General features: G+C 71.1%; 17 protein-coding genes and 1 tRNA gene. 9 read left to right on the top strand and 9 right to left on the bottom strand.

The genetic code is table 11. The features are described from left to right. Positions 1 to 401: 401 nt before the first annotated feature. The 4 genes from ACH427_RS18525 to ACH427_RS18510 form a co-directional block, all read right to left on the bottom strand. The gene (locus tag ACH427_RS18525) at positions 402 to 926 is read right to left on the bottom strand and encodes a hypothetical protein (protein ID WP_398870557.1); all 525 of its coding nucleotides are present in this window, start codon (positions 924 to 926) and stop codon (positions 402 to 404) included. A 422-nt stretch (positions 927 to 1,348) separates the two neighbouring features. Further along, positions 1,349 to 1,422, bottom strand: a tRNA-Pro gene (locus tag ACH427_RS18520). A 47-nt stretch (positions 1,423 to 1,469) separates the two neighbouring features. Further along, positions 1,470 to 2,228, bottom strand: coding sequence for a Pr6Pr family membrane protein (locus tag ACH427_RS18515; protein ID WP_398870556.1), 759 nt, complete (start codon positions 2,226 to 2,228; stop codon positions 1,470 to 1,472). A 39-nt stretch (positions 2,229 to 2,267) separates the two neighbouring features. Next, on the bottom strand, positions 2,268 to 3,203 hold the full coding sequence (locus tag ACH427_RS18510; protein WP_398870555.1) for a metallophosphoesterase: 936 nt from the start codon (positions 3,201 to 3,203) through the stop codon (positions 2,268 to 2,270). Positions 3,204 to 3,447: 244 nt separating this feature from the next. Between ACH427_RS18510 and ACH427_RS18505 the strand changes: the two genes are divergently transcribed. Beyond that, positions 3,448 to 3,912 (top strand): GatB/YqeY domain-containing protein, encoded by a 465-nt coding sequence (locus tag ACH427_RS18505; RefSeq protein ID WP_398870554.1) that lies wholly within the window; start codon positions 3,448 to 3,450, stop codon positions 3,910 to 3,912. An 85-nt stretch (positions 3,913 to 3,997) separates the two neighbouring features. Here the strand turns inward: ACH427_RS18505 and ACH427_RS18500 are convergent, their stop codons facing one another. Beyond that, positions 3,998 to 6,169 (bottom strand): transglycosylase domain-containing protein, encoded by a 2,172-nt coding sequence (locus ACH427_RS18500; protein WP_398870553.1) that lies wholly within the window; start codon positions 6,167 to 6,169, stop codon positions 3,998 to 4,000. 385 nt (positions 6,170 to 6,554) lie between these two features. Between ACH427_RS18500 and ACH427_RS18495 the strand changes: the two genes are divergently transcribed. Next, positions 6,555 to 6,890, top strand: a complete 336-nt coding sequence (locus ACH427_RS18495) for a WhiB family transcriptional regulator (RefSeq protein WP_361525423.1) — start codon at positions 6,555 to 6,557, stop codon at positions 6,888 to 6,890. A 127-nt stretch (positions 6,891 to 7,017) separates the two neighbouring features. Here ACH427_RS18495 and ACH427_RS18490 read toward each other — a convergent pair whose 3' ends face one another. Continuing rightward, on the bottom strand, positions 7,018 to 8,466 hold the full coding sequence (locus ACH427_RS18490) for an ArsA family ATPase (RefSeq protein WP_398870552.1): 1,449 nt from the start codon (positions 8,464 to 8,466) through the stop codon (positions 7,018 to 7,020). After that, a complete protein-coding gene (locus ACH427_RS18485) occupies positions 8,463 to 9,458 on the bottom strand; it encodes an ArsA family ATPase (protein WP_398870551.1) in 996 nt (331 codons plus the stop codon). Before ACH427_RS18485 ends, ACH427_RS18490 begins: the two co-directional genes overlap by 4 nt. Before the next feature lie 207 nt (positions 9,459 to 9,665). Between ACH427_RS18485 and ACH427_RS18480 the strand changes: the two genes are divergently transcribed. The 4 genes from ACH427_RS18480 (at position 9,666) to ACH427_RS18465 (ending at position 12,117) form a co-directional block, all read left to right on the top strand. Continuing rightward, entirely contained in the window at positions 9,666 to 9,824 is a 159-nt protein-coding gene (locus ACH427_RS18480; RefSeq protein ID WP_003967454.1) for a DUF4177 domain-containing protein, read from the top strand. Continuing rightward, the gene (locus tag ACH427_RS18475) at positions 9,821 to 10,285 is read left to right on the top strand and encodes a RidA family protein (protein WP_398870550.1); all 465 of its coding nucleotides are present in this window, start codon (positions 9,821 to 9,823) and stop codon (positions 10,283 to 10,285) included. The genes ACH427_RS18480 and ACH427_RS18475 overlap by 4 nt, the downstream gene beginning before the upstream one ends. A 90-nt stretch (positions 10,286 to 10,375) precedes the next feature. Continuing rightward, entirely contained in the window at positions 10,376 to 11,290 is a 915-nt protein-coding gene (locus tag ACH427_RS18470) for an NUDIX hydrolase (protein ID WP_398870549.1), read from the top strand. Next, a complete protein-coding gene (locus tag ACH427_RS18465) occupies positions 11,287 to 12,117 on the top strand; it encodes an MBL fold metallo-hydrolase (RefSeq protein WP_398870548.1) in 831 nt (276 codons plus the stop codon). The genes ACH427_RS18470 and ACH427_RS18465 overlap by 4 nt, the downstream gene beginning before the upstream one ends. Positions 12,118 to 12,234: 117 nt before the next feature. On the opposite strand, the gene ACH427_RS18460 is transcribed toward ACH427_RS18465, so the two are convergent. Further along, the gene (locus ACH427_RS18460; protein WP_030367278.1) at positions 12,235 to 12,909 is read right to left on the bottom strand and encodes a Crp/Fnr family transcriptional regulator; all 675 of its coding nucleotides are present in this window, start codon (positions 12,907 to 12,909) and stop codon (positions 12,235 to 12,237) included. 250 nt (positions 12,910 to 13,159) lie between these two features. Between ACH427_RS18460 and nth the strand changes: the two genes are divergently transcribed. From nth to ACH427_RS18445, 3 genes are all read left to right on the top strand, one after another. After that, positions 13,160 to 14,104 (top strand): endonuclease III, encoded by a 945-nt coding sequence (gene nth / locus ACH427_RS18455; RefSeq protein ID WP_398870547.1) that lies wholly within the window; start codon positions 13,160 to 13,162, stop codon positions 14,102 to 14,104. Positions 14,105 to 14,160: 56 nt separating this feature from the next. Next, on the top strand, positions 14,161 to 14,844 hold the full coding sequence (locus tag ACH427_RS18450) for an NUDIX hydrolase (protein WP_398870546.1): 684 nt from the start codon (positions 14,161 to 14,163) through the stop codon (positions 14,842 to 14,844). A gap of 84 nt (positions 14,845 to 14,928) precedes the next feature. Further along, positions 14,929 to 16,128, top strand: coding sequence for a MarP family serine protease (locus tag ACH427_RS18445; protein ID WP_398870544.1), 1,200 nt, complete (start codon positions 14,929 to 14,931; stop codon positions 16,126 to 16,128). Between the two features lie 84 nt (positions 16,129 to 16,212). On the opposite strand, the gene ACH427_RS18440 is transcribed toward ACH427_RS18445, so the two are convergent. Further along, on the bottom strand, positions 16,213 to 16,425 hold the full coding sequence (locus tag ACH427_RS18440; protein WP_398870543.1) for a hypothetical protein: 213 nt from the start codon (positions 16,423 to 16,425) through the stop codon (positions 16,213 to 16,215). Between the last annotated feature and the right edge of the window lie 82 nt (positions 16,426 to 16,507).

The raw sequence follows: 16,507 nt of genomic DNA, 5'->3' as shown, positions 1-16,507 counted from the left end.
CTTGAGCTCTCGCGCCGCCCTCGTGGGGGCGGGCCGCTGGACGGCTCTGGAGGAACGGTGGCGCGGTGCCCCGGGCCACCGGACGCGCGCTCGGTCTCGTCTCCCGCTCGCGTCGATCCGGCCTGGTGGGTCCGTCGAGCGATGCCGACAGAAGACACCCTTACGTGCGGATGGCACCCTGGGGGATCCGTTCATCCCTTTCCCGGTGGTCCCCGGCCGGGGGTGCTGTGTGGTCGAGACATGGGCGCCTCTGCTACGAGCCTGAAATCGCCTGCCCTGGCACGGAAGTCGTCTCGTGCGGGCAAGGCCCTCAACACGCCTTGCGGTGCCATGCTGGGCCTGTGCGCGCTGAGGGGCGGAGGTGGTCGGTCACCCACGGGAGGGGTCAGTGGAGCTGTCCCTTACGGGGCCAGGCAGGCTGGACGACGGCCGAGCGCGGGGTGACGTCTGACCGATGGCGCCGCGGCAGGAGTGAGGCATCCGCCGTGCCCTGCAAGGCATGGCGCGCAACCTCGGTGACGCCTGAGGGCGAGGGTGTCCTCGGTGCCTGTGCCGCGACGGCTCGCGAGGCCGCCCTTGGCTCGCTCGATGATGACGCGGCTGTCCAGGGCGAACCGCGGTCGCGCGGGCACCGTCATCTGTCGTCTCACCGCCCGCTGTTGCAGGGCGCCGCCGGTGGAGGCGCCGGCCAGTTCCAGGCGGCGGATGCGCTCGTCCGGGGCTGCGGCACGCACCAACTGGCCGCCGGGCGTGGCGAGCAGGACTCCGGCCGCTGCCACACCCAGCAGGTTCACGCAGTGCTCGGCGAGTGAACGATGCAGGAGGCCCATGACATCGAAGTCCTGCACCAACGTGCCGGCGAGGTCGGCTGACGAGGGCCGGGGGAGGAGGCTCCCTGCGTCCTCGACGCGATGTCCGGCCGGCACGCGGAGGCTTCCCTTCGAAGCCACTCCCGGAACCAGCACAAGAACCGGTCGCGACCAGAATCGGTACACATCAGCGGGGGCGAGAGCCCGGCACGGTTCCCTGGCCCGATCACCCTCCTGCCCCGCCGCCTTACCGCTGATCGACACTGGACCTCGGCCCCTCGGCGATCTGCGTCACACCGCGTCGAGGCCGCAGGTGCCCGTGCCGGGCGCTCACCAACGCCCTCGGCAAGCGACGCCCTCGGTAAGCGACGCGCCCGCCGGAACCGCCACTTCTGGCTGCGGGGAGCCTGGAGAGGTCTCTGTCCCCTCTGGGAGCCGGATCGCGAAGACGGCTCCCAGATTTCTCCCAGAAGACGCCGGAAACCACTCAGGGGCCTGATCCGCTAAGCGGATCAGGCCCCTGACCTGGTCTTACTCTGTCGGGGTGGCGGGATTTGAACCCACGACCTCTTCGTCCCGAACGAAGCGCGCTGCCAAGCTGCGCTACACCCCGATCGCTGCTCCAGAACCCGTTTTTGCAGGTCCCCGGCGCAACGAGCTCTACTTTAGCGGACCGGAGCCCAGAGGCGAAATCCGATTCCGGGGAGCGCGCAGGTGGGGGCGTATGCGGTCGAGGAGGACCAGGGCGAGGGCCAGGACGTAGAAGGCCAGGCCGAAGACGACCGCGTTGCCGAGCACGCCCGCGTAGCCGTGGAGGTCGACGTCCAGGAAGGGGTACGGGTAGCGGCCCTCCGTGCCGGGGTCGAGGAGGGCGCCGCGGGCCAGGGCGAAGGGGAAGTAGAGGAAGGGGTAGGCCAGCCACTGCCAGGCGTGGCGCAGGAGGAAGCCGCCGGGGGCGGTGAGGACGAGCCAGTCGAAGGCGGCCGCGAGCGGGGTCACGGTGTGGAGGAGCTGGTTGGCGACCGATTCGAGGGGCGTGCGCTCGCTGGTCATGGAGAAGCCGCTGGAGTCGTTCGACAGCACGAAGTGGAAGACGAGGCCGGTGATCGCTATGTACAGCAGCGCGCCGCCCGTGATCCGTGGGGAGAGGGGCGGGCGCGCGTTCCAGGCGCGGTGGGCGGACCAGGCGAAGGTGACGGCCACCAGGAGGTTGGACTGCACGGTGAAGTAGCTGAACAGCCGGCCCAGGTCGTCCGAGTCGATCATGTCCAGCACGATGCCGGTGAACGCGGCGAGGGCCACGAGCGCGCGGAAGGCCGCCGCGAAGGGGCGGCGGCCGGTGGGGACGACCGCCGAGGCGGGGACGCCCGCGGCGCCGGGCCGCCCGAGCCGGGTGGTGGAGGAAGTCGGGTCGATCATCCCTCCACGGTACGGGCGGCGGCCGGAAACCCTCCTGGATCAGTCGCGGTCGTCGCGGGGGGTGAGGGTGAGGAGAGTGACCTCCGGGGGACAGGCGAAGCGGACGGGGGTGTAGCGGTTGGTGCCGCAGCCCGCCGAGACGTGGAGGTAGGAGTTCTGGCCGCCGGCCCGGTGGGTGGAGAGGCCCTTGACCCGCTGGGTGTCGATGTCGCAGTTGGTGACCAGCGCGCCGTAGAAGGGGATGCAGAGCTGGCCGCCGTGGGTGTGTCCGGCGAGGATCAGGGGGTAACCGTCGGCGGTGAAGGCGTCGAGCACCCGCAGATAGGGGGCGTGGACGACGGCCAGGGAGAAGTCGGCGTCCTCGCGGGGGCCGCCGGTCACCTCCGCGTAGCGGTCGCGCTTGATGTGCGGGTCGTCGAGGCCGGTGAGCGCGATGTCATAGCCGTCGATCTTGAGGCTGCCGCGGGTGTTGGTGAGATTGACCCAGCCCGCGGAGTCGAAGCCGTCGCGCAGCTGCTCCCAGGGGTTGTGGATCGCGCCGACGGCCGGGGCGTTGCCGTTCAGCCCATGGCGGCCGCTGGCCTTCTCCAGCAGATAGCGGGCGGGGTTGCGGAGCTTCGGGCCGTAGTAGTCGTTCGACCCGAAGACGTAGGCGCCCGGGAACTCCATCAGCGGGCCGAGCGCGTCGAGCGTCTCCGGGACGCCCTCCGGGTCGGAGAGGTTGTCACCGGTGTTGATCACGAAGTCGGGGCGGAGGCCGGCCAGCGACTGGAGCCAGCGCTGTTTCTTGCGCTGTCCGCCGACCATGTGGATGTCGGAGACCTGGAGCACCCGCAGTGGCCGCATCCCCGGCGGCAGCACGGGCACGGTGACCCGTCGCAGCCGGAAGGAACGGACCTCGATGCCGGCGGCGTAGGCGAGGCCTGCCGCGCCGACGGCGGTGATTCCCAGGGGTACTCCATAACGAGCGCGCATGCCGTCCATGGTCGCAGACGCGGGCCCGTTGTGGTCGGCCCGGTCCACCCCTGTGGATAACTCCACGAGGCCGATCACCCGGGCTCGTACGGGAGTTGCTCCCGCACCGGCTCCCCCACCGGTCCCGTACCGCCTCCGTACCGCTCCCGCATCAACTCCCGCACCGGCCTCCGGATCGCCACCTCGCCGCCGCACCGGCCGTTAATGCGGGGCGCCCGCCGTGGCCGGGTGCGAAGATTGCGGCATGACCACGCTCAAGTCCAGGCTTCACGACGACCTCACGAACGCCATCAAGGCGCGTGACGAACTGCGCTCCTCCACGCTTCGCCTCACCCTTTCCGCGATCGCCTACGAGGAGACCGCGGGCAAGGTCGCCCGTGAGCTCTCCGACGACGAGGTGCGGAAGGTGATCGCGCGCGAGGCGAAGAAGCGCCGCGAGGCCGCCGACGCGTTCGACAAGGGTGGCCGCGCCGACTCCGCGGAGCGTGAGCGCGCGGAGGGCGAGGTGCTCACGGAGTACCTGCCCCAGCAGCTGTCCGACGAGGAGCTGGCCGCGATCGTCTCGGAGGCCGTGGCGGAGGCCAAGGCCGGCGGCGCGGAGGGCCCGCGCGCCATGGGCGCCGTCATGAAGATCGTGAACCCGAAGGTGGCCGGCCGTGCCGAAGGCGGCCGTGTGGCGGCCGAGGTGAAGCGCCTGCTTGCGGGCTGAGCCGGTAGGCCACCACCCGCGCATAGCGCACAGGGGCGCCCGGACCATGACGGTCCGGGCGCCCCTGTGCGCTATGCGCGGAGGCTCAGTGGCCCCTGCCGCCCGGAGGGGTGTGCTTGCCCCGCCCGTGGCCCTTGGTGGCATCGGCGTTCGCACCGGTGGTGCCGTTGCCGCCGTTGTCGTTGCCCTGGGGACCGGCGTCACTGATGGTGCCCACCGAGTCGAACGTCGGCGCGGGCTTGCCGTCCAGGGCGCCGGTCATGGCGTCGCGCCAGATGGGACCCGGGGTGTCACCGCCGTAGACCTTGTCGTGGTAGACGCCGCCGATGGTGATGTTCTCCATCTCGACGTCCTTGCCGGGACCGCCGACCCACACGGCACCCGCCATGTTCGGGGTGTAGCCGACGAACCAGGCGGCGTGGCGGCTGTCCGTCGTACCGGTCTTGCCCGCGCTGTCGCGCCCGTCCAGGCCGGCCTGCTTGCCGGTGCCGTCCTCGACCACGCCCTTGAGGAGGGTGTTGACGGTGTTGGCGGTCTCCTCGGACATGGCGCGCGAGCACTGCGTCCTGGGGACGTTGATGCTCTTGCCGTTCGGGTCGGTGGCCGAGTTGATCAGGACCGGGGTGCAGTACGTGCCGCCGTTGGCGAAGGCTGCGTAGGCGGCGGCCATCTTCAGCGGGGACATGCCCTGGGTGCCCAGCGCGATCGACGGCACCTGGTCCATCTTCTTGCCGGAGGCGGGCTTCAGGCCCAGCTTCGACGCCATCTTGGTCACCGGACAGGTGCCGGTGTCACCGATCATCTGGATGAAGTAGGTGTTCACCGACTTCGCGGTCGCCTCCCGCATGCCGTACGGGCCGACCTCGCTCCGGTTCTCGTTGTTGACCATCGCGCCCTCGCTGTTGCGCCAGGTGCCGTCACAGGTCTCGACGGAATCGGGGTAGGGCATCTGGTACGGCGCGGAGTAGACCTTGTTCGGCGAGATGCCCTCCTCCAGGGCGGCCGCCGCGAGGATCGGCTTGAAGGTGGAGCCGGTCTGGAAGCCGTAGTTCGACCCGCCCTGCGCGTGGTCCGCGGAGAGGTTGATCTGCGTCTGGTTCTCCCCGAAGCCGTACGGCCGGGACTGCCCCATGCCGAGCACCTTGCCGGTGCCGGGCTCGACGATCGATACCGCGGTGGCCACCGAGTCGTTCTGATAGACGTGATCGCTGATCGACTTCTGCACGGACTTCTGGGTCTGCGGGTCCAGCGTCGTACGGATCGTCAGGCCGCCCTCGTTCCAGCGCTTGGCGCGCTCCTCCTTCGTCTTGCCGAAGGCGGGGTCCTGGAGGAAGGTCTCGCGGACGTAGTCGCAGAAGAAGCCGGCGCCGTCGACGGCGGTGATGCAGCCGCTCTTGGGGCGGGTGACCTTCAGCTGCAGCGGCTTGGCCTGTGCGGCGGCGGCCTCGGCCGGGGTGATGTCCTTGAGCTCGGCCATCCGCTGGAGGACCGTGTTGCGCCGCTTGGTCGCCTCCTTGGGGGCGTTGACCGGGTCGTAGCGGCTCGGCGACTGCACGATGCCGGCCAGCAGGGCGGCCTCGTCCAGGGAGAGATCCTTGGCGGGCTTGCTGAAGTAGCGCTGGGAGGCGGCCTCCACGCCGTAGGACTGCTGCCCGAAGAAGGTGATGTTCAGGTAGTTGTTGAGGATCCGCTTCTTGCCGAGCTCCTTCTCGACCTGGATGGCGTACTTCAGCTCCTTGACCTTGCGGCCGAGGGTCTGCTGGGTGGCGACGGCGACCTTGTCGGGGTCGTCGCCGGCCTCCTCGATGAAGATGTTCTTGACGTACTGCTGAGTGAGGGTCGAGGCGCCTTCGGAGACGCCGCCGGTCTGCGCGTTCTTGTTGAGCGCGCGGAGGACGCCCTTGAGGTCGACCGCGCCGTGCTCGTAGAAGCGCGCGTCCTCGATGGCGACGATCGCCTTCTGCATGTAAGGCGAGATGTCGTTCAGCGGGACGACCGTGCGGTCGCGGGAGTACACCTTCGCGATCTCGCCGCCCTGGGCGTCGAGGATGGTGGTGCGCTGACTGAGCGGAGGGGTCTTGAGGCTGGCGGGGATCTCGTCGAACCCCTCCACCGAACCCTTCGCCGCGAGGCCGAAGGCGCCGACGGCAGGCAGGACCAGGCCCGCAAGAACCGCTCCGGAGAGCACGCTGACACCGAGGAACCTGGCGGCCTGCTGGGCCCTGCTGGGGCCCTCGCCCGAACGCTTCATAGCCATGAAGGGAAGCCTACGTTCTCATTCGGCGGACAGACGCCCGTGTGTTCGCCTACGCTGTTTCACGCCAGTCACTGCGATGCGTTTCAGCATCACCTACGCCTTCACTCTTGTGAGTGATGAGACGTGTCCGTATTGCCACCTGTGTCACTCGGTGACCATCGCGACATGGGAGAAGTGCCCCGATATACCGGCGAAAGTCGCTGATGTCGCCAGCTCACTCCGTTGGGTGATCTGCGGTCTACGCATAGTCCGTTCGGGCCATCCAAGATTGGGCCCGAAGGGGGTGTTGTCCCCTGCCCGCCTTCCGTAACGTCCTCAACTGGCAACGGTGAATATGCCGCTGCCGCCGTGGGGGAGCCTCAATTCGGGAGAGGACGGCGCCAGCATGGGCTGGGTAACCGACTGGAGTGCGCAGGCAGCCTGCCGCACTACCGATCCGGATGAACTATTCGTTCAGGGCGCAGCACAGAACCGGGCCAAGGCGGTCTGCACCGGGTGCCCGGTGCGCACCGAGTGCCTGGCCGACGCGCTGGACAACCGCGTCGAGTTCGGGGTGTGGGGCGGAATGACCGAGCGGGAGCGGCGTGCGCTGCTCAGGCGCCGGCCGACCGTCACCTCGTGGCGCAGGCTCCTGGAGACCGCTCGTACGGAATACGAGCGGGGTGCGGGAATCCTGCCGCTGAGCGACGAGGACTACGACGCGTACGCGGCAGTCGGCTAGCCGCTGAGGGCGCCGAGCGTCAGCCCCCCGACACCGACGGCATTACCCACGGCGCCGTCAGTCGGGGGCCTCGGCACGTCGGTCGGAGTTTCGATCCTCTTTTGTCCCGGCGGGCAAGGCGCGGCACTCAGCCGGTCGCCTCCGTGCGTTCCTCCCGTGCGCTCCCCGCAGTTGTGTCCGACGCGGTCGTGTGCGGTCCTGTCGTGTCCCCCGCGGTCTGGCAGGCGAGTCGCTCGCCGATCGCGCGCAGGCCCGCCAGGTCGTGCACATCACCCGGCAGGGCGGCGACTTCCGCCACCGCGACCTCGGGGTGGAGCGCGGTGAAGCGGTCACGTGTGCGGCGCTCGCGCGCGAGCACCTGCATCCGCTCGGCATGCAGCCTCAGCAGACCGGCGGTGAGCCGTGCGGTGGAATCCTGTGCGGTGAAGTCCTGTGCCGCTGAGCTTCCTGAGGGGGCGGGCTGGGGGAGGCCGCTCTCGGGAGTGGACGGGGCCGTGGGAGCGTCGGCGCCCGGCGCATCAACGGTACGTGAGGCAGCTTGCCCGCTGTCACGATCCACAATGCCGCCGCAATCAAGATTTTCCGATGTTTCCATCGCGGTCGTCGCCAAGACTTCACCGGGTGCGCCGAGCGAGCCGTCGAGCAGCGCTTCCGCCGCGGCGAGCGCCCGGTCCGCGGGAAGCCGGGCGGCCTCGCTGCCGTGCACGCGGTTGAGGACGAGCCCCGCCAGCGGCATCCGCTCGGCGGCCAGGCGCTCGATGAAATACGCCGCCTCCCGCAGTGCGTCCCGCTCCGGGGCCGCGACGACCAGGAAGGCCGTACCCGGCGCCTGGAGCAGCCGGTAGGTCGCGTCTGCGCGCGTGCGGAAGCCGCCGAACATCGTGTCCATGGCGGCCACGAACGTCTGCACGTCTCGCAGGAGCTGCGCCCCCATCAGCTTGTTGAGCGGGCCGCTCATCACCGACATGCCGACGCCCAGGAACTTCATCCCGGCGCGGCCGCCGATCTTCGCCGGGGCCATCAGCACCTTGATGAACTTCCCGTCCAGGAAGGACCCCAGGCGGCCGGGAGCGTCCAGGAAGTCCAGTGCGGAGCGGCTCGGCGGGGTGTCCACGACGATCAGGTCCCACTCGTCCCGCGCGCGGAGCTGGCCGAGCTTCTCCATGGCCATGTACTCCTGCGTGCCCGCGAAACCGGCCGACAGGGACTGGTAGAAGGGGTTCTCCAGGATGGCGCGGGCGCGCTCACCGTCGGCGTGCGCTTCGACTATCTCGTCGAAGGTCCGCTTCATGTCGAGCATCATGGCGTGCAGCTCGCCGCCCGCGGAAGTGTCGATTCCGTGCACCCGGCGCGGCACGTTGTCGAGCTCCTCGATGCCCATGGACTGCGCGAGCCTGCGGGCCGGGTCGATGGTGAGGACGACGACCTTCCGGCCGCGCTCGGCGGCCCGTACGCCCAGTGCCGCCGCGGTCGTCGTCTTGCCGACGCCACCGGAGCCGCAGCACACCACGATGCGGGTGCGGGGGTTGTCGAGGACAGGATCCACGTCCAGCACGGACGCCGCGTCCAGGCTCACTCGGAGACTCCTTGCTTCCGCAGTTCGCGCGCCATGCGGTAGAGGCCCGCCAGGTCGACGCCGTCGCCGAGCAGTTCCAGTTCGTAGGTGGGCAGGCGGAGGCCCGATATCTCCGTACGGCCCTGGTGCTCCAGGGCGAGCCGCTCGGTGTGCTCGCGCGCCTGTGCCACCAGGGGGTCGACCAACTGCTCGGCCAGGCCGGCGTGGCGTGCACCGCCGAAACCGGTGCGCTCCAGGGCGTGCGACAGCGTGCGGGCGACGTCGGCCCTGCGGCCGTTCGCCGCGACCTCCACCGCGGTCTCGTCCAGGATCTCCGGGCGCACCATGTTGATGACGACGCTGCCCACCGGCAGCTGCGCGGCGCGGAGTTCGGTGATGCCGTCCACCGTCTCCTGGACCGGCATCTCCTCCAGGAGCGTCACGAAGTGCACGGCCGTCTCGGGGGACTTGAGGACGCGCATCACGGCCTGCGCCTGATTGTGGATCGGGCCGATCCGGGCCAGCCCCGCCACCTCGTCGTTGACGTTGAGGAAGCGCGTGATGCGGCCGGTCGGCGGGGCGTCCATGATCACGTGGTCGTAGACGTAACGGCCCGCGCGGTCCTTGCGGCGCACCGCTTCGCACGCCTTGCCGGTCAGCAGGACGTCCCGCAGGCCCGGTGCGATGGTCGTCGCGAAGTCGATCGCGCCGAGCTTCTTGAGCGCCCGCCCGGCGCTGCCGAGTTTGTAGAACATCTGGAGGTAGTCGAGGAGGGCCCGCTCGGCGTCGATGGCGAGCGCGTGGACCTCGCCGCCCCCGCCGGGGGCCACCGCGATCTTCCGTTCCTCGTACGGCAACGCCTCGGTCTCGAAGAGCTGCGCGATGCCCTGCCGCCCCTCCACTTCGACCAGAAGGGTCCGCTTGCCCTCGGCGGCGAGGGCAAGCGCGAGTGCCGCGGCGACCGTGGTCTTGCCGGTTCCGCCCTTGCCGCTGACGACATGGAGCCTGCTCATGATTCGGAGCCTAATTCCTTCGCAACGGCCGTGTGGCGTCAGATGGCGACATGGCCTGGTTCGAACGGTGAGGCCCGTCACGCCATGGGGGAGCGTGCACTCCGTGAGGCCACCACCGGCCCGGTGCTCGCTCGTTGAGCCGGTGACGCGAGACCGTCGCGCGGGCTACGCACGAGGCTGTCGGTGCCAGGCATTACAGTCGGGCCCATGACGAAGTGGGAATACGCGACCGTGCCGCTCCTCGTGCACGCCACCAAGCAGATCCTGGACACCTGGGGCGAGGACGGCTGGGAGCTCGTCCAGGTCGTCCCGGGCCCGAACAACCCCGAGCAGCTCGTGGCCTACCTCAAGCGGGAGAAGGCGTGAGTGCCGTCGAGGCCAGGCTCGCCGAGCTGGGTCTGACGCTGCCCGACGTGGTGCCGCCGCTGGCCGCCTATCAGCCGGCCGTGCGCTCCGGCGCGTACGTCCACACCGCCGGCCAGCTGCCGATGGTCAAGGGCTCGATCCCGCTGACCGGCAAGGTCGGCGCCGAGGTCAGTGCCGAGCAGGCGAAGGAGCTGGCGGCGGTCTGCGCGCTCAACGCCCTCGCCGCGGTGAAGTCGGTCGTCGGCGACCTCGACAAGATCGTCCGAGTGGTGAAGGTCGTGGGCTTCGTCGCCTCCGCACCGGACTTCACCGGCCAGCCGGGCGTCCTCAACGGCGCCAGCGAGCTCCTGGGCGAGGTGCTGGGGGAGAAGGGCGTGCACGCCCGCTCGGCCGTGGGCGTGGCGGTTCTGCCGCTGGACGCCCCGGTGGAGGTCGAGATCCTGGTGGAGGTCGGGGACTGACCCCGAGGGTCGCGTACGGGCCGCTGCGCGGGATGCGCACCGGCCCGGCCACCCCTCGAACATCCGCGCATGAGCGCATAGCATCCGGCCATGTCGACTTCGAACGGCCAGTGGTACCCGCCGGAGTGGCCGGACCGGATCAGAGCGCTGGCCCGCGGCGAGCTCCGGCCCGTCGCGCCCCGGCGCGCCGCGACCGTCCTGCTGCTCCGTGACGGAGCCGACGGCCCCGCCGTCCACATGCTGCGCAGACGCGCCTCCATGGCCTTCGCCGGAGGCGCGTACGCGTATCCGGGCGGCTCCGTCGACCCGCGTGACGAGCGTGAGGTGCCCTGGGCCGGGCCGTCGCGCGCGGAGTGGGCACGTTGCCTCGGCGTGGACGCCACCGGAGCCCAGGCCATCGTCTGCGCGGCCGTGCGGGAGACCTTCGAGGAGGCGGGCGTGCTGCTGGCGGGCCCGGCGCCCGACACGGTCGTCGCGGACACCACCGGCGCCGACTGGGAGGCCGACCGCGCCGCCCTGGTGAGCCGTGAGCTGTCCTTCGCCGACTTCCTCGACCGGCGCGGCCTGGTGCTGCGCAGCGACCTCCTCGGGGGCTGGGCGCACTGGATCACCCCGGAGTTCGAACCGCGCCGCTACGACACCTGGTTCTTCGTGGCCGCGCTCCCCGAGGGACAGCGCACCCGCAATGCCTCCACCGAGGCCGACCGCACCCAGTGGATCCGCCCGGGCGCGGCGGCGGACGGCTACGACCGGGGCGAGCTGCTGATGATGCCGCCCACCATCGCCACCCTGCGCGCGCTGCGCCCGTACGGCAGCGTGCGGGAGGTGCTGGCGGCGGCGGGTGAGCGGGATCTCACCCCTGTTCTGGCGCGAGCCCGGCTCGTCGCCGGGGAGATCGTGCTGAGCTGGCCGGGGCACGAGGAATTCACCAAGCACATCCCTCCGGGACCGCCGGAGTCCGGTGCCCCCACGGGAACCCCGCGAGCTTTGGGAGCCGACTCATGACCACGACAGCCGACCTTCCCGGCAGGCCGCGCGGCGGCGCCATCGGCGGCCCCGCGACCGCCCGCGCGACCTGTGTGCTCGCGGACAACCCCTCCGTGATGACGCTGGACGGCACCAACACCTGGATCCTCGCCGAGCCCGGCTCCGACCTCGCGGTCGTGGTCGACCCCGGTCCGCTGGACGAGGCCCACCTCGCCGCGGTCGTCGCCACGGCCGAGGCGGCGGGCAAGCGCGTCGCCCTGACGCTGCTCACGCACGGCCACCCCGACCACGCGGACGGCGCGGGCCGTTTCGCGGAGCTGACGGGCACGCGCGTGCGGGCGCTGGACCCGGCGCTGCGGCTGGGCGGTGAGGGGCTCGGGGTGGGCGATGTGATCACCACCGGCGGTCTCGAACTGCACGTCGTCCCGGCGCCGGGCCACACCGCGGACTCGCTCGCCTTCCACCTCCCGGCGGACCGCGCGCTCCTCACCGGAGACACGGTCCTCGGCCGCGGCACCACGATCGTCGCGCATCCGGACGGGCGGCTCGGCGATTACCTCGACTCCCTGCGCAGGCTGCGCGCGCTGACCGTCGAGGAGGGCGTGGAGACGGTGCTGCCCGGCCACGGCCCGGTGCTGGACGACGCCCAGGGCGTCATCGACTTCTATCTGGTGCACCGGGCGAAGCGGCTCGCCCAGGTCGAGACGGCCGTCGAGAACGGCTGCCGGACGCCGGAGGACGTGGTCGCCACGGTCTACGCCGACGTCGACCGCTCGCTGTGGCCGGCGGCGGAGCTCTCCGTACGGGCGCAGCTGGACTATCTGGGGGAGCACGGACTGATCTGACGGGCGCTCGTGAAGCGTGGGCGCACGCCGAAGGCCCCCGCCGTGTGGCGGGGGCCTTCGGCGCGTCTGCGGGCGCGGCCCCTCAGGGACGCGCCAGGGGGCGTGCGCCCCTTCGCGTCAGCGGGACCGCTTGGCGAGCCGCTCCACGTCGAGGAGGATCACCGCGCGGGCCTCCAGGCGGAGCCAGCCGCGGCCCGCGAAGTCCGCGAGCGCCTTGTTGACCGTCTCGCGGGAGGCGCCGACCAGCTGGGCCAGCTCCTCCTGGGTGAGGTCGTGCACCACGTGGATGCCCTCCTCGGACTGCACGCCGAACCGGCGGGACAGGTCCAGGAGCGCCTTGGCGACACGGCCGGGGACGTCGGAGAAGACGAGGTCCGACATCGAGTCGTTGGTGCGGCGCAGGCGGCGCGCGACGGCGCGCAGCAGGGCCGTGGCCACCTCCGGGCGGGCGTTGAGCCAGGGCTGGAGGTCGCCGTGGCCGAGGCCGAGCAGCTTGACCTCGGTGAGGGCGGTGGCGGTGGCGGTGCGCGGCCCCGGGTCGAAGAGCGACAGCTCTCCGATGAGCTCACCCGGACCGAGGACGGCGAGCATGTTCTCGCGGCCGTCGGGCGAGGTGCGGTGCAGCTTCACCTTGCCCTCGGTCACCACGTAGAGGCGGTCGCCGGGGTCCCCTTCGTGGAACAGGGCGTCGCCCCTCGCGAGGGTGGCCTCGCCCATGGAGGCGCGCAGCTCAGCGGCCTGCTCGTCATCGAGCGCCGCGAAAAGCGGGGCGCGCCGCAGAACGTCGTCCACGAGTTCTCTCCTTGTCGACATGCACAGAGGACCGTGGTCCCCATGATGCCCGTCGGTAAAACTGTGTGATCAAACACAAGTGTCGCGCATCGTCGACCGAAGCCCTACGGCAGGGGTCCGATTGGGCTGCGGTTTTCCTGCGCACGGGCCGGATGTCAGTGCTGGGCTCTAGTCTGGCCGGGTGTCCAATACGCCGGTGAGAGCACAGGGCAAGGGGGCCGGGAGGGTGACCGGGAGCCGCGATTCCGCTGTGGGCGAACGTTCGTCCGCACAGCAGGCGAATGCCGCGAGGCAGAACAAAACGCCGGGCGCGCCGTCAGGTGGTGAGAAGCCCGCGAAGCGCGCCGCCAGAACGGTGAAGGCCGCCGCCGCACCTGCAAAAAACGTCGCCCCGGTGACAAAAAGCGTCACCCCGGTGAAGCGCGCCGAGCCGGAGTCCCGGACCGCGCTCGTCCGCCGCGCGCGCCGCATCAACCGCGAGCTCGCCGACGTCTATCCGTACGCCCACCCGGAGCTCGACTTCGAGAATCCCTTCGAGCTGCTGGTCGCCACGGTCCTCTCCGCGCAGACCACGGACCTGAGGGTCAACCAGACCACCCCGGCGCTCTTCGCGGCCTATCCGACGCCGGAGGACATGGCCGCGGCCGACCCCGAGGCGCTGGAGCAGCGGATCCGGCCGACCGGTTTCTTCCGGGCCAAGGCCAAGTCCCTCATAGGGCTCTCGGTGGCGCTGCGCGACCGGTTCGACGGTGAGGTGCCGGGGCGGCTGGAGGATCTGGTGTCGCTGCCCGGCGTCGGCCGGAAGACCGCCAATGTCGTGCTGGGCAATGCCTTCGGGGTGCCCGGCATCACCGTGGACACCCACTTCGGCCGGCTCGTCCGCCGCTGGAAGTGGACCGACGAGACGGACCCCGAGAAGGTCGAGGCCGTCGTCTGCGCCCTCTTCCCCAAGAGCGAGTGGACGATGCTCTCGCACCGGGTCGTCTTCCACGGGCGGCGCATCTGCCACTCCCGCAAGCCGGCCTGCGGAGCCTGCCCGATCGCCCCGCTGTGCCCGTCGTACGGCGAGGGCGAGACGGACCCGGAGAAGGCCAGGAAGCTGCTGAAGTACGAGAAGGGCGGACTGCCGGGCCAGCGGCTGAAGCCCCCGCCGGACTACCCGGGCCTGCCCGCCAGTCCGCTGGGCGCCGAGTGAGCGTGCCGAGGGCACGCACGGAGTGAGCCGATGAGCGCACGCACGAGGGGAAGCGCATGACCAGCACGTACGGCCGGGGAGCCGCCGTCACCGCCGAGGGGCTGCCCGAGTGGCTCGAGCCGGTGGCGCGCGCCTCGGAGACCATCGAGCCGCACCAGCTCAGCCGCTTCCTGCCGCCGGACACGGGCGGCAGGCAGTCCGCCGTGCTCGTCCTCTTCGGCGACGGCCCCAAGGGGCCGGAGCTGCTGCTCCTGGAGCGCGCGGGGACGCTGCGCTCGCACGCGGGGCAGCCGTCGTTCCCCGGCGGCGCGCTCGATCCGGAGGACGGCGACCCGGCCGAGGGCGGGCCGGTCCGCGCCGCGCTGCGGGAGGCCGAGGAGGAGACCGGGCTCGACCCGTCCGGAGTGCAGGTCTTCGGCGTGCTGCCCCGGCTCTACATCCCGGTGAGCGATTTCGTGGTGACCCCTGTGCTCGGCTGGTGGCGCGCGCCCAGCCCTGTCGGGCCGGTCGACGAGGCGGAGACCGCGCGGGTCTTCGCGGTGCCGGTGGCCGACCTGGCCGACCCGGTGAACCGCGCGATGGCCAAGCACCCCAGCGGCCACATAGGGCCCGCCTTCCGGGTCCAGGGAGCGCTCGTATGGGGGTTCACCGCAGGGGTGATCGACCGGATCCTGCACTACTCCGGCTGGGAGCGCCCCTGGGACCGTGCCCGCCAGGTACCTCTGGACCGGCACGCCTGACAGGCATGAGACGGTGACCTCGGCCCCACCCCCGGGCGCGGGGCCGCCGAACCCACCGACAACATCATTGCGAGGCATTTCCCGGTGAACGTGCTGGATGTCGTGCTGCTGATCGCTGCCGTGTGGTTCGCCGTCGTCGGCTACCGCCAGGGCTTCGTCGTCGGTGTGCTGTCCGTGATCGGCTTCCTCGGCGGCGGTCTGGTCGCCGTGTACGTCCTGCCGGTCATCTGGGGCAGCGCCACGGACGACGCCACCCCGGGCACGGCCGCCGCCATCGCGGCTGTCGTCATCGTCATCGTCTGCGCCTCGATCGGCCAGGCCGCCACGACCCACCTCGGCAACAAGCTCCGCCGCCACATCACCTGGTCCCCGGCCCGCGCGCTGGACGCCACCGGGGGCGCGCTCGTCAACGTCCTGGCGATGCTGCTGGTCGCGTGGCTGATCGGCTCCGCCCTCGCCGGCACCTCCCTGCCGACGCTCGGCAAGGAGGTGCGCAACTCCAAGGTGCTGCTCGGCGTCGCCCGGGTCGTCCCCTCGCAGGCCAACACCTGGTTCGCGGACTTCAGCTCGGCCCTCGCGCAGAACGGCTTCCCGCAGGTCTTCGCGCCCTTCTCCACCGAGCCCATCACCTCGGTGCCCGCGCCCGACCCCCAGCTCGCCGAGAGCCCCGTCGCCACCTCCGCCCAGCGCAGCGTCGTCAAGGTCGTCGGCACGGCCCCCAGCTGCGGCAAGGTCCTTGAGGGCTCCGGGTTCGTCTTCGACCGGCACCGGGTGATGACCAATGCCCACGTCGTCGGCGGCGTGGACGAGCCGACCGTCCAGGTCGGCGGGCAGGGCCGGCAGTACGAGGCGAAGGTCGTCCTCTACGACTGGAAGCGCGACATCGCCGTCCTGGACGTGCCCCAGTTGGAGGCGCCCGCCCTGCGGTTCGCCGAGAACGACGCCGAGACGGGCAGGAGCGCCATCGTCGTCGGCTTCCCCGAGAACGGCTCGTACGACGTGCGCGCCGCCCGCGTCCGCAGCCGGGTCCAGGCCAACGGCCCGGACATCTACCACCGCGGCAACGTCCGCCGTGACGTCTACTCGCTCTACACCACGGTGCGCCAGGGCAACTCCGGCGGCCCCTTGCTCACCCCGGACGGCCGGGTCTACGGCGTGGTCTTCGCCAAGTCCCTCGACGACGCCGACACCGGCTACGCCCTCACGGCCGACGAGGTGCGTCCTGACGTCCTCAGCGGCCGTAAGGCGGTCGAGCGGGTGAACACCCAGAGCTGCGCCCTGTGAGCCCGCGCACGGGCCCGTGCGGGCTCCTGAGGGCCCTTCGCGCCCTTTCGCGCCCGGGGATCACCTGGGCGCGGGAGAGGCGCTTCAGCGGCCGCGCGGGTGGTGGCGCAGCCGCGCCGACACCCACCGGGCGCGACGGCGGATGATGCGCGGGATGCCGATGAGCGGATCCGGTCCGGCCACCGGCCGGTGCTCCGCCCTCGGCGCCCTGTCGGTCACCTCGCTCACAGCCACCGCGGAGTCGCCCTCGGCGCCCCGCTCCTGTGTCGCGTCACGGTAGTCGTGCGTCCAGCCCATACAGAGCTCTGTGCCCGGGGCCAAAGGTCGGTAATCGCCCAGGGGTCGCTCAATTGGCCTATGCGCCGGGCAATTGGCCGTT

Source organism: Streptomyces sp. NPDC020379 (genome assembly GCF_044387105.1).
Lineage (GTDB): Bacteria > Actinomycetota > Actinomycetes > Streptomycetales > Streptomycetaceae > Streptomyces.
This window is presented reverse-complemented; position numbering and strand designations above follow the sequence as displayed.

Coding starts and splice junctions, on each gene's coding strand:
- ACH427_RS18515 (WP_398870556.1), bottom strand. CDS start 2,228: ATGATCGACCCGACTTCCTCCACCACCCGGCTCGGGCGGCCCGGCGCC.
- ACH427_RS18510 (WP_398870555.1), bottom strand. CDS start 3,203: ATGCGCGCTCGTTATGGAGTACCCCTGGGAATCACCGCCGTCGGCGCG.
- ACH427_RS18505 (WP_398870554.1), top strand. CDS start 3,448: ATGACCACGCTCAAGTCCAGGCTTCACGACGACCTCACGAACGCCATC.
- ACH427_RS18500 (WP_398870553.1), bottom strand. CDS start 6,169: ATGGCTATGAAGCGTTCGGGCGAGGGCCCCAGCAGGGCCCAGCAGGCC.
- ACH427_RS18495 (WP_361525423.1), top strand. CDS start 6,555: ATGGGCTGGGTAACCGACTGGAGTGCGCAGGCAGCCTGCCGCACTACC.
- ACH427_RS18485 (WP_398870551.1), bottom strand. CDS start 9,458: ATGAGCAGGCTCCATGTCGTCAGCGGCAAGGGCGGAACCGGCAAGACC.
- ACH427_RS18480 (WP_003967454.1), top strand. CDS start 9,666: ATGACGAAGTGGGAATACGCGACCGTGCCGCTCCTCGTGCACGCCACC.
- ACH427_RS18470 (WP_398870549.1), top strand. CDS start 10,376: ATGTCGACTTCGAACGGCCAGTGGTACCCGCCGGAGTGGCCGGACCGG.
- ACH427_RS18465 (WP_398870548.1), top strand. CDS start 11,287: ATGACCACGACAGCCGACCTTCCCGGCAGGCCGCGCGGCGGCGCCATC.
- ACH427_RS18450 (WP_398870546.1), top strand. CDS start 14,161: ATGACCAGCACGTACGGCCGGGGAGCCGCCGTCACCGCCGAGGGGCTG.
- ACH427_RS18440 (WP_398870543.1), bottom strand. CDS start 16,425: ATGGGCTGGACGCACGACTACCGTGACGCGACACAGGAGCGGGGCGCC.